Raw genomic sequence first — 12,314 nt, 5'->3', positions numbered from 1 at the left:
CGTCTCCTTTGCGGGTTTTGTTTGGCGACTTAATTTTAGCAAAAGACGAGGCCTATGTCTTTATTTAATTTTGCGAAAAATATTATACCTTATCTTTTTCCAGCTAAACAATATAAAATATCGCTTTAATATTTATTGAAAAAATGATGTATATACTAAATTAGTAGAAGTTTATCATTAGAAGTAAAAAAATATGCTGAAAATGGGACCTACCAGCAAAAAGTTGATAGATCCCATTTTCAACATATTTTCTTTATTGATGACCGCTCAACAAGTTCAGGCGGAAACTTCACATTGCCGACAACTTCCCCCTTTAATAATGACAGCAAAGTTTCTGCCGCAACATGCCCCAATTTTTCCTTAGGATGCCTAAAAGTTGTAAGACCAAAACCAAACTCCATTTGAAATTCAAAATCAGAATCATCAAAACTAATCAATGATATATCTGTCGGTATCTGCTTGCCATGGTCATACAAAACCCGTGCTACTTTCTTTGCCATTTGGTCATTATAACAAATCATCGCTGTAGAATTTTTTGTTATTTTCAAGATTCTATCACCGAAATGCCGCACAAAGGATTCATTTTTGTCCTCTGTTGTATACCATATAAGATTTCCCTCAGCAAAGCTTATACCATTTTCTCGCAAAGCCTCTACACATCCGGCATATCTTAGCCTTCCCTGCATATCATCAAGTTTAAAAAGACCGCCAATTTTCCTATGCCCATTTCGCACGAGGCATCTCACCGCTTCTCTGCCACAGGCATAATCATCCATTGCCACGCAAGGGATATTCATATTGGGATAAATTGCATTTATAAATACGCATGGTATTTTTCTATGTATTATTTGTTCATATATATTTTTATTTATATTAGGCAGCCCCGTTTTAGCCGGTTCAATAATCAAACCCTCAACATTTTTGACAAGTAAGTTAGTGAGTACCTCTGCTTCCCTTTCCATGTTGTTATAAGTTAATGACATCTGGACAAAATAATCATTTTTTATCAAAACTTCATCTATACCCTTTATGATAGCCGGGAAAATATATTCATTAAGATATGTTGTTACAACACCAATTGTCCTTATAGATGATTCAGCGGGAGCATTTTCATTTTCAGGAGAATATCTCACATATGTTCCAGAACCACGGCGCCTTTCGAGTAGCCCTCTGCTTTCTAATACACTTGTTGCCTGCCGTACAGTTTGACGACTTATTGCAAATTTTGTGCCCAATTCATTTTCGGAAGGAATTTTTTCTCCGAGAGATAAACCGCCACTCATTATCTCCGATTCCAGCCAATTCATTATTTCCACATATTTAGGAATGTTTTTCATACAGTAAAATGCCCCATTTTTATAATTAACAATATATATGTGTAATTATGAATGATTTTTATCGATTTGTCTAGATTTTATATTTACTGTACCGTACAGTTATCAATCAGCTACAACTGGCTGAATCTCATATTTATGTTTTCTTTCTACCAAAAATTAATTGCAATCAATACAAATAAAAAGCGACTGATATTATTAAATATTCAGTCGCCTAAAACAATTTTATTTTTTCTGACCATAGTAAGCATTTGCGCCATGTTTGCGTAAATAATGCTTGTCCAAAAGTTCCTGTTGCATGGAGGATTTTTTCCCCGTCAACGTCACCGTATGATATGCCATAAAAGCTACTTCTTCAAGTATAACTGCTTTCTTTACAGCCTTTAGCGGATCTTCATCCCATGCAAAAGGGCCATGTGAATAAACTAAAACTCCAGGAATATCCGTCATTTTGATTTTTCTTTTTTTAAATGTTTCTACTATAACTTTTCCGGTTTCCTTTTCATAGCTGCCAGCTATTTCTTCTTTTGTCATTGCTCTTGTACATGGTATAGGTCCGTAGAAATCATCTGCATGTGTGGTACCAAGTGCCGGTATGTCTTGACATGATTGGGCCCATGAAGTGGCATAACGTGAATGTGTATGGACAATTCCGCCAATATCAGCGCAGGCTTTATACAACTCTATATGTGTATCCGTATCAGAAGATGGATTATAATCACCTTCTACTACCTTTCCATTCAAGTCCACTACAACCATATCATCAGCTTTCATATTGTCATAATCCACTCCAGATGGTTTTATGACAATGAGTCCCTTTTCTCTGTCAATTCCCGATACATTCCCCCATGTAAACGTTACCATTTTGTACTTAGGTAATAATTGATTTGCTTCAAAAACTATCTTTTTTAACTTATCCAGCATTTGATACCCTCCTATAATGTATGACATATTAAATTGTTGTTATACATTATATATCATTTATCAGAATTTGTTAACCTGCATTTTACTCTTTCCTTTAGTGAAATAGTCATTTATCACATCCCGCAGTAAATAAGGCGCATGCGAGATAGCATCGATAGTATCTCCTGCTATATGCGGTGTCAATGTTACATTATCTAGTTTCATGAGAATATCATCTTTGGGCAGAGGTTCCTGCCAAAAAACATCAAAAGCTGCACCTGCTATTTTTTTGTTTTTCAAAGCATCAATAATATCGTTACGGTTTAATATTTCTGCCCGGGCAGTATTGATTAGGTATGCATTTGGCTTCATCAATGATATAAGCGATCTATTTATCATGCCCGAAGTCTGCGGTGTCACACGCATGTGTAAAGAGATAATATCACAAGTTCGGCAAAGTTCTTCAAGTGTCAAAAATTCTGCGGTTAATCCTTCTTCTTGCAACTCACTTTTCTTAACGTAAGGATCATATATTGCCGTCGCAATTTGCAAAGCATTTAACCGTTTCAATACAAGCCTGCCTATATAGCCTGCACCAATCAAACCCACTTTTAATCTTTTCAAGGTAGTTCGATAAGCATCATTAGAAAACGATTTTTGCCATACACCATTTCTGATAGCATGATGAGCCTTTGCTATATTACGCGTTTCCGCATACATCAAAGCCAATGTAAAATCAGCCACTGACTCTGCATTTCTTATAACATGGATAACTGGTATTTTTTGTTCTTCCGCAGCTTTTATATTAATATTTTCAACACCACCGCGGCAAGCACCTATTAAGCGTAGCTTTGTGGCTGCTTCCATTACTCTTTTGCTCACAGGTGCCAAATGTACCAATAAAGCCTGTGCATCTTTGACTTCTTCCAGCATTCCTTCGGGAAGCTCCATATTTTCCGGCCCATTTTTTTCAATCTGCATTATCTTTTCTTGGAATTTATCTTTAGGAAGATCAGAAAACCATTCCAGTTTCTTTACTTCAACAGGTTCTGTAAAATTCATATGTTGAGCGGCTTTTTCCAAATCATCGCTTTTGACTAGGGCATCACCGACAACTACAATTTTCATAATTACCCTTCTTTCCATCTACAAAGAAAGCTTACGTGTACCCCACATATTTCTACATTCACCAGCAGGGTACACATAATTCTTTTTATTTAATCCAATTTCATTATCTGTTTGCTAACGATTTCTGCAGCATCCTCTATCTGTCCAAAATCATAAAGCAATTGTAAGAGGCCATAACGGTTACGCAGTTCTTTTGCATACATAATGGCAATTTTCAGCATATCTTCAGTCACACCGATTTGTTCAGGTTTGTATGGTTCTTTTATTTTTTTCATTCTTTGTAGTGTTTCATCAATCGAAGGCAGCTGTTTTATTAGCCCCTGTATTTTTTCTTTATTGGCAATAACCTTTTCCCGTCTTTTTTGCACATTACTATCGTCATTTTTGGCAACTTTTTCTTCTAAAGCAATTACACTTGGGCCTGCTGGTCCATAAATGTCTAACATCTTTTTACTCCATGATGCCTTATCAAATTTAGGTGCCGATTTTTTGAGCAGTGTTGTGTCTGCTAACATTTTCGCAGCATATTTATACAAGTGCAGGGATACAATAGTTCCTATGCCTACCTTCGTCCCATGCAAAATACCATGTTCACCACGTTGCAAAAACTTCATTTCCCAGTAATGGGACATATGATGTTCACTGCCGGAAGCTGGACGGGAATTACCACTATAGCTCATTCCCACACCGGCCAACACCAAAGCTTCCATAACAGCCCCTATAGCTTTAGGATCGCGTTCAGCAATACCATGATCTGCAGCCTTTGCCACTGCAGTCACAGCTTCCTTCATAATATCTGCAATGAAAGGACAATAATATTCACCATTTACAATATGTGCCAATTGCCAGTCGGTCAAGCATATATACTTACCAAAAATATCACCAGCACCAGCCGTTACCATCCTCAATGGGGCATCCTTTAAAATATCTGTATCACCAAGAATCACCTTAGGACGGCCAACCTTTTCATATGTTGTCTTTAGATTGTTGACAATAAGCGGTGCTACATCCGAGGCATATCCGTCCATTGACGGTGCTGTAGCAACAATAAAATAATCCACCTTCATTTTATGTGAGCAAAATTTACATAAATCATTTAGTGTTCCTGAACCTATACCTATTATCAAGTCGCAATTATCAGGTATCTGTGTAAACATCTGGCCTATAGATTTTTCATCAGGAACAAGGTCTTCGTCAGCAAATATGAATTTATCATATTTGACAGCTGCTTTAGCCAACGCATCATAAACTTTTGATCCAGCTATTTTTTCTGTATTCACATCTGCAACTACACAAATATGATTATATTTATGTTCTTTTACATAATCTGATAATTTTTCAATTACATTTTCGCCTATATCGATATGTTGTATATCACATTCGTGTGTATGTCCGCAGTCACAATTTATTGTTTTATTTAAATATTTTTCCCAGTCCATCAAATATGCCCCCTAAATTTTATTACCGTTAAATATCTTATTACTTCATTTGTCACCACAATACACAACAATTAGAAGAAACTGATACACAACTTTAAGTGTATCCATCAATTTAATTATTTTAAGCAGCTACGTCATTACCTTCAGCACCAGCATTTTTCATAGCCTGTCTTTGCAGATAATCATTGATTTTATCATTATTTTTCTTAAACAAAGCCCACAAAACGAAATACAGTACTGTTGCAATTCCAATAAATATTGGACTGGCCGTCAGAAAAGCTAAAAACACAAGTGCCATAAGTGGTTTACCTAAAATATTGAAACTTGTTATAAGCATTGCCCCAGCAGGAATAGCTACCCCTACGTCAAGTGCCATATTAGTGAACAACGGCGCCGTATATGTGCAGACATAAAGACCTAAACCAAACCATATAGTTCCTGATATCAATATTTTAGAAATGTTACCATTATGTGTAGCTACAAGTCCTTGCACCATATAAGGCAGTGCCAGCAAATCAACTACTGGAAGTGTATTATTTCCAGGTAGAATTATTGCCATTACGAGCATTATAGGAATGAGCAGCAACCCGGAAATGAGTGTTGCTGGTTCACCATAACCGACAGCATCATTTACCGCAATGTACCATTCTCTATTACCACTCTTTTGCATAAATTTACGTGCAGCTTCTGTAATAGGTGCAAAAGCCTGTGCAAACATACTGGCGATTTTCGGGAAAATAGCCATAACAGCACTTGTAGCAATTGCTACTTTTAGAATTTGCCCCCATGCGGCTAAAGTTAAAATATCGTGTATATTTCCTAACACGCCAATAAAGCCACCAAGGAAAAGACCTAACGTCATAGGTTCACCTAAAAAACCAAATTTTTCTTGCAAATAAACAGGATTGAGCTTAACTTTATTGAGGCCAAACAGATTGTATATAGGATCTGCTATCACAGCAAAAATAGTAGCTTCTACATTATGCATAGCAATAATCGTACAATTTGGATATTTGTAATAAGTAGACCACCTTTTTGCTACTAGTTCAGAAATCAGCAGTGAATATAAATTGAGCAAAACCATACAAGCAATTCCTAAAGCAAAACTGCCAGTGACACCGATAACCATCGCGCCCCAAACCATATAAGAATAGTTATTCCACAGATCAGAAGGTTGAAAGATTTTTGTCCACTTTATAAGGAATAATATTGTTTGAAGTGCTATACCTAAGCCAAGATAAATCATGCCCGCACTGGTAGAAAAAGCTACAAGTGCAGTTGCCTGCCAGCCAACATCAAATACTGGCAGATGGACACCTGATGAATTAACCATTTGGTTTATTACCGGTGTGATTATTGGCGTAAATGAATTCAGCAACAGTGTAAAACCCTGTAAGCCAACACCCGCATAAACGGCAGAGAGAAATGATTTCTGCGTAGATACTTTAAATATTTTGGCAATTACAAATATTATTATCGGCACAATGATAGCTGAGCCAAATGTGTCAATAATATACTTCATAAGAACTAATACAGAATCCATAATTTAATGCTCCTTTATTTTTTTATATTCTTAATTGTTTGCAAAACCTCTGCTAAAAATTCATCTTCCCCGATTCCTGTAAGGCATGCAAAAGCATTAATTGTCGGAATTCCGTAATCGCCCGGAGCCAAAGGACTAGTAAAGGTAATGAGATCAAACCTACCCGATTTTGCCAGATTCAAGGCTTCTGTTGGTCTTGCTTCAGTTGCCGATACAATATAACCCTTTTCTTTCAATTTTTCTTTTAACTTTCCCGCCACCATTGATGACGTAACTGTGCCAGAACCACAAACTGATAAAATATTTACCTTTTCCATAATAATTCCTCCAAAATTATAAATAATAATTTGCTATATATTAATCCTGCAAGATTAAACGCGTTAGTAATAAACAATACTTTTTCCATAGAACTACTCTATCCACGGAGCAAATAAAGTAATTGTGTATTTTTAAGAAATAGCTTTTTCCATTATTTTTGCTATCTCTTCTCTTTCATTTGCCATCTCTATTTTTTGTAACGTTTCAACGTTTTGAAAAAGCGCCATTAATTTAGTTAAAAGCTCAACTTGTTCTTTAGGATCTTTTACTGCCAACAGAAATACAACCCTAACGTCAAGCTCCTGGTCAGGTGCAATCATGCTATGGAATTTTACAGGTGTATTCAAAAGGCCAACCGCAATCGCGGGAGCATTCACATGGACAGGGTCTGTGTGTGGAATTGCCACACATGTTCCGCCTATATTTAAACCCGTAGGAAGCGTGGCTTCTCTATTGAGCACAGCATCTACATAGCTATCCTTTACATATTCCTTTCTTTTCATCAATTCACCCAGTGCTTTAATAACATCGCTGTTCGTTGTAGCATCTAAATTAATTTTTATCAAATCTGCATCCATTCTCTATATTTCCCCTTTATACACAGCCCTAGAACATGCTGCTAAATTCTTGTAAGAACATATCATATGATTTATTTTTCAACATTGACTCAACACCATTTTTAGATCTTATATAGTCATTTAATTTAAGAAATATTGTTTCCCATAATTTATTATCACCTTTTTTTATGCTCAATAAAAAGACCACCTGGACAAGAAACTCATCCCATTGTATCGGATTATTGAGAAGCAGCACTGAAATAAAGGATACCTTCATATCGTTATATATAGGATGTGGCACGGCAACCATGTTCCCAATAGCCGTTGAAGAAACTGTTTCCCTTTCATACACAGATGCTTTTGTCTTTTCACTCATGAGCCCTTTATGTATAGCATTTTCCGTTAAGAACTGTATACATTCATCTCTATTCGCAAATTCTTTATCTACAAAAAAATTCTGTGGATGTAAAAATTCCTGTAAGTATGCTTTATTTATACTTTTATTATCAAAAACTATTTTCTCTATTTTATTAATATCTTCTGTTTGCAATATATTATTGATAGTAATTATTTTGTTGGATTTTATACTGTCTATAGGCACTGTGGTAAATATATAATCTACTTTTTCCAAAGTTTTTGCCGTTACGCTATAAGCAGGCATAACATCCAATATATCTAATCGTTCCTGAAAATATTCCTTAATTTTTGCTTTCAATAAAACTGCTATACTCAATCCAGCTGCACAAGCAATAATAATTTTTTTAGATAAACATCTTTTCTCAGCTATGCCTTTTCTACTCAAAGCAGCACCAAAATGCAGTGCTATATAACCTATTTCATTTTCATTTACGGTTATTTTATTTATAACCTTGACGACCTGACCAGCTATAACTCCCATTTGAAATGCCAATGGATAATCATTTTTTATAGTTTCCAATAATTCATTGCGTATATTCATATGAAATTGGATACGATTTATGGCTATATTTAGATGTAGTACCAATCCATCTATTAAATATTTATCATCCATAAAATCTATTAACAGCTCATCCTTTATTTTTTTCAAGATGGCATGAACTATTTTTTTAGCTTCGAGATTTTCCATTGAAGTGGCTGTATTAAAAAATTTTTTACTGGTCAAAAGACATTGCGTCACATAATAAACTTCGTTATATGAAATATCTATTCCCAATACGGTATACAAATATTCAAGAATGTCTTTTGCGACATCATATTCAAATGTTTGGTCGATTTTCTTTACTATACTTATTGGGTAATAAATATTCTTTCCATATTTCGACCGGGAAACAGCTATGGCAACATGGATACACAAACTCGCTTTGTCTATATCGGGTATTTGCATTTTCTGTTCCCTGAGCACCTTGCTTATAACTTCATCAATAGAAATCATATCTATCGAAGAAAATATTTTTTCAGCAAAATCTTTATTCTTATCGGCATAATCAAATATACAATTTCTAATCTGCCCTTCCTCTCCTGATATCCTCACTCCATCTTTTTTATAATGGACTATTTTTAAATTGTATTTATTAAATATGTATTTACATTTATTAAAATACAACTTCAAGGCAGAAAGACTTATATACTGTTCATCTGCTAGACAGGTCTGCGTTACAGTAGTATCCATATAATCATTTAACAGCAAATGACAAATAATGATTTCTTCAGGCTTACCACTGGATTGCGCAACTGTTGGGTTGCTTATCATGCTATCTTTAATAAATTTATCAGCTAAAAAAGGGTGCTCACATTTCATGAAATAACCTTTGCGTGGTGCGGATTTTATCGTAACAGCGTATTTTTTTATCATCTTTTCCAGCATTTTTATATCAGAACGAATTGTTCTCGATGAGACACCAACTTGCCGTGAAATCACTTCACCGTTTACGCCATCAGGATATGCTCGCAATATTTCGAATATCTTCCTTAACCTTTTCTGCTTATCCATTTTCTTTCTCCTCTGTGCTTTAATTTTAACAAACAGTTTGGTTCCTACATAGTTTAAATTTTTTCCGTATATATTCGAAATTTGTTAAATTCATTTCCTTATTAATAAAATCTTCCGTAAATTATGTTTAATTGCGGAAATCAAACAAAAAAAATAGCTTATGCCAAATTCGCATAAGCCATTTTTAAAACATTATCAAATATTTATTACTTCTCGGACAATCGCAAATATAAATCTATTATTTCCATAGCAAATATTTTACTCATTTCCGCGTTCATCATTATGTCTTCTGCATGGACAAGTAAAAGATCCACATCTGTTTTACCACCGTCAGCCTCAGATTGCAATAATTTTGTATGAACATCGTGCGCCTGATTGAAATACTCATCAGATTCGTTTATTTTCTCAACAGCCTTTTCAAACTCTTTTTGTTTTGCCAGCTTAATGCTTTGCAGATAACCTGTTTTGGCATTATTGGCCATTTTCACGATTTCAAGGCATACGTTTTCATTATCTACCGTTTTTTTTCGTCTCAAAAGAATTCCTCCCAGCAAATGATTTTAAAAACTATTTTCCTAAATAATACTTAGCCAAACACATACCATATTATGCGCAGCCTGGTCAAAACAATAAGCTGTGCTTTACTATAACATATTATTTCGCCCTACAGTATATTTACTCCTTTGTTTTTATCTACCACAAAGAAATTATTTGCCTAAAGAGATATTGAATTCTTTCAATCATTTTCTGCTATTTCTTCTAAATAAGTCCACCGCGCAAGTAACTCATCCAATTTTTTCTTTAAAATACTCTGCTGATTACTCAATTCCCTTATTTTTTCATAATCAGCGGCGTTCATTTCCATTTGTTTCTCCACAATTTTCAATTCAGCTTCTGTCTGCGCTATAATATTTTCAATTTGTTCATACTCGCGTTTTTCTTTGTATGTAAATTTCTTCACAGTCGAAACAGTTTTTTCTTTTTTTACTGCCGCATTTTTATTTACAGTTGTGTTTTCCGGTTCTTGCACTTTTTGTTCTTTTATTTGCTTGTAATAAGAATACCCGCCCGTATACTGCCGTAAGTGACCGCCCGCTTCATAGGCAAAAACCTTATTGGCAAGTCTGTCAACAAAAAACCGATCATGTGATACAAATATTATTGCTCCGTCAAATTTGTCAATAAATGATTCTAAAATAGCCATAGTCTGTAAATCAAGATCATTGGTAGGTTCATCAAGCAGCAAAACATTAGGTGCCGCCATTAGTATACGCAAAAGATATAATCGTCTTTTTTCTCCACCAGACAATCTAGCAATAGGCGTCCATTGCAAAGTTCCGTCAAACAAAAACATTTCCATCAGCTGCGAGGCTGTGATGCGCGTCCCATCATTCAATGTTATATAACTGGCTGCCTGTTTTATATACTCTATAGCGCGTAATTTTTCATCCATTTCAGTATTCTTTTGGGTAAAATAACCTATTTTGACAGTCTGTCCTGTTTCGATATGACCGGACTGCGGTGTTAATTTACCGGCAATAAGATCGAGCAACGTTGATTTACCTATGCCATTTGGGCCTAAAATACCGACTCTGTCGTTACGCAATACCGTATAAGAAAAATCTTTTAATATAACCTTATCGTTCCGCTTAAAAGAAATTCCATCAATCTCTATAATCTTTTTGCCAAGGCGGCCGCTGCCTAAAGATATCTGGATATCTTCCCTCGGCGCATCTACAGTTTGTGCATTTACTTCTGCGAAATGCTGCAATCTTGCCTTCTGTTTCGTTGATCTGGCCTGCGCACCGCGATGTACCCATTTCAGTTCATTACGCAAAAAGTTTTGTCTTTTTTGCTCTGATGCATTTTCACGTTCAGTCCGCTCAATCTTCTGTTCAAGGAAATCACTGTAATTACCAGTATATAAATAAGCTTTTCCCCTATCAAGTTCAAGTATTTTTGCTACCGCCGCATCCAAAAAATAACGGTCATGTGTGACAAGAATAATTGCACACTTAAGTTTACCTAGATAATCTTCCAACCACTCAATCGCTTCTATATCAAGATGGTTAGTCGGTTCATCCAGTAGCAGCAAGTCACATGGCTGGATCAGCGCCGACGCTAAAGCCAGCCGTTTCTGCTGCCCACCGGAAAGTTCCCCGGCTTTTTTGGTGAAATCATTTATTCCCAATCTAGTGAGCACAGTTTTGGCATCGCTTTCAAGCTGCCAGCCATTGAGTTCATCAATTTTCTCAGAAAGCTTCACCAATTGCCCAGAAAGCTTTTTATCTTCCTTATTTTCTTTAACCTGTATAAGCGCTATCTCATATTCACGCAAAGTTTTCATTATGTCCTGCGAGCCGCGAAACGCTTCTGCCAAAATAGTATTTTCCTTATTTAAAGTCCTATCCTGGTCAAGATATTCTATACGAATATTGCGCATGGGAATAAACTTGCCCTTATCTATTGGTATAAGCTTAGCAATGGCACGCAAAAGTGTTGACTTGCCCGTCCCATTTATACCAACTACCCCTATTTTATCGCCGCTATCCACAGAAAAACTGACATTTTCAAACAATGTTTTTTCGCCATAGCTCTTCGCCAAATCTTCTACTGTTAAAATCATATTTAATCTTCCTAATATCTTTTTTCTTAATTATAGCATATCTTCAAGCAGTGGTTATTTAATAACGAGCAATATCACTAAACAGGAAATTTTTATTCCAAAACAAAAACCCATGGACTTTATCCATGGGTAACTTTTCACTGGTGGGGTTAACAGAATTCGAATCTGTGACCTTTACGATGTCAATAATTTAGACGCTAATTTTAAAGCTGTTACAGAAGCAACTTAAATCATATTATTCCCTATTATCTTGTATTGAGTTTTTGTTTATCAGGCATAAATTTACCTTAACGTATAAAAATTGAATACAGCGCAAATGAGAACGTCATTTTTATAAAATATTTCTCTGACCATATATGTATTTATTTTGTGAGCTTGCTTCCCCCTTTCTGCCGCTTATAGTGTAAGCGATCAATCAAATAGTGTATAGCAATAATGCCGCTAATCCTGTATTGTAGTTACAAGGGTTAGCGGCATTTCATATATGTTTGCACATT

The 12,314-nt window shown here is 35.5% G+C and carries 10 protein-coding genes; all 10 read right to left on the bottom strand.

Going from position 1 to position 12,314, the window contains the following annotated elements; genetic code table 11:
* Window positions 1-239: 239 nt before the first annotated feature.
* The 10 genes from EDC37_RS11965 to EDC37_RS11920 all read right to left on the bottom strand — a co-directional run bounded on the left by EDC37_RS11965 (window position 240) and on the right by EDC37_RS11920 (window position 11,817).
* Window positions 240-1,337: a GntR family transcriptional regulator gene (locus tag EDC37_RS11965; protein WP_132551660.1), complete on the bottom strand. Its 1,098-nt coding sequence runs from the start codon at window positions 1,335-1,337 to the stop codon at window positions 240-242.
* A 222-nt stretch (window positions 1,338-1,559) separates the two neighbouring features.
* Entirely contained in the window at window positions 1,560-2,258 is a 699-nt protein-coding gene (locus EDC37_RS11960; RefSeq protein WP_132551658.1) for an L-ribulose-5-phosphate 4-epimerase, read from the bottom strand.
* Between the two features lie 60 nt (window positions 2,259-2,318).
* Window positions 2,319-3,365, bottom strand: coding sequence for a 2-hydroxyacid dehydrogenase (locus EDC37_RS11955; RefSeq protein WP_132551656.1), 1,047 nt, complete (start codon window positions 3,363-3,365; stop codon window positions 2,319-2,321).
* Window positions 3,366-3,454: 89 nt separating this feature from the next.
* Window positions 3,455-4,804, bottom strand: coding sequence for a sn-glycerol-1-phosphate dehydrogenase (locus EDC37_RS11950; protein WP_132551654.1), 1,350 nt, complete (start codon window positions 4,802-4,804; stop codon window positions 3,455-3,457).
* A 121-nt stretch (window positions 4,805-4,925) separates the two neighbouring features.
* Window positions 4,926-6,347, bottom strand: a complete 1,422-nt coding sequence (locus EDC37_RS11945; RefSeq protein ID WP_132551652.1) for a PTS galactitol transporter subunit IIC — start codon at window positions 6,345-6,347, stop codon at window positions 4,926-4,928.
* A 14-nt stretch (window positions 6,348-6,361) separates the two neighbouring features.
* Entirely contained in the window at window positions 6,362-6,664 is a 303-nt protein-coding gene (locus EDC37_RS11940) for a PTS sugar transporter subunit IIB (protein WP_132551650.1), read from the bottom strand.
* Between the two features lie 132 nt (window positions 6,665-6,796).
* Complete coding sequence (locus tag EDC37_RS11935; RefSeq protein ID WP_132551648.1) at window positions 6,797-7,243, bottom strand: PTS sugar transporter subunit IIA; 447 nt, start codon at window positions 7,241-7,243, stop codon at window positions 6,797-6,799.
* A 28-nt stretch (window positions 7,244-7,271) separates the two neighbouring features.
* Window positions 7,272-9,191, bottom strand: a complete 1,920-nt coding sequence (locus EDC37_RS11930; RefSeq protein WP_132551646.1) for a BglG family transcription antiterminator — start codon at window positions 9,189-9,191, stop codon at window positions 7,272-7,274.
* A 206-nt stretch (window positions 9,192-9,397) separates the two neighbouring features.
* Window positions 9,398-9,727: a PTS sugar transporter subunit IIA gene (locus EDC37_RS11925; RefSeq protein ID WP_132551644.1), complete on the bottom strand. Its 330-nt coding sequence runs from the start codon at window positions 9,725-9,727 to the stop codon at window positions 9,398-9,400.
* Between the two features lie 200 nt (window positions 9,728-9,927).
* Window positions 9,928-11,817, bottom strand: a complete 1,890-nt coding sequence (locus EDC37_RS11920; RefSeq protein WP_132551642.1) for an ABC-F family ATP-binding cassette domain-containing protein — start codon at window positions 11,815-11,817, stop codon at window positions 9,928-9,930.
* Window positions 11,818-12,314 lie beyond the last annotated feature (497 nt).

The sequence above is a fragment of the Pectinatus cerevisiiphilus genome (assembly GCF_004341685.1).
In the GTDB taxonomy this organism is placed as follows: Bacteria; Bacillota; Negativicutes; order Selenomonadales; family Selenomonadaceae; genus Pectinatus; species Pectinatus cerevisiiphilus.
This window is presented reverse-complemented; position numbering and strand designations above follow the sequence as displayed.

Coding starts and splice junctions, on each gene's coding strand:
- EDC37_RS11965 (WP_132551660.1), bottom strand. CDS start 1,337: ATGAAAAACATTCCTAAATATGTGGAAATAATGAATTGGCTGGAATCG.
- EDC37_RS11960 (WP_132551658.1), bottom strand. CDS start 2,258: ATGCTGGATAAGTTAAAAAAGATAGTTTTTGAAGCAAATCAATTATTA.
- EDC37_RS11955 (WP_132551656.1), bottom strand. CDS start 3,365: ATGAAAATTGTAGTTGTCGGTGATGCCCTAGTCAAAAGCGATGATTTG.
- EDC37_RS11950 (WP_132551654.1), bottom strand. CDS start 4,804: ATGGACTGGGAAAAATATTTAAATAAAACAATAAATTGTGACTGCGGA.
- EDC37_RS11945 (WP_132551652.1), bottom strand. CDS start 6,347: ATGGATTCTGTATTAGTTCTTATGAAGTATATTATTGACACATTTGGC.
- EDC37_RS11940 (WP_132551650.1), bottom strand. CDS start 6,664: ATGGAAAAGGTAAATATTTTATCAGTTTGTGGTTCTGGCACAGTTACG.
- EDC37_RS11935 (WP_132551648.1), bottom strand. CDS start 7,243: ATGGATGCAGATTTGATAAAAATTAATTTAGATGCTACAACGAACAGC.
- EDC37_RS11930 (WP_132551646.1), bottom strand. CDS start 9,191: ATGGATAAGCAGAAAAGGTTAAGGAAGATATTCGAAATATTGCGAGCA.
- EDC37_RS11920 (WP_132551642.1), bottom strand. CDS start 11,817: ATGATTTTAACAGTAGAAGATTTGGCGAAGAGCTATGGCGAAAAAACA.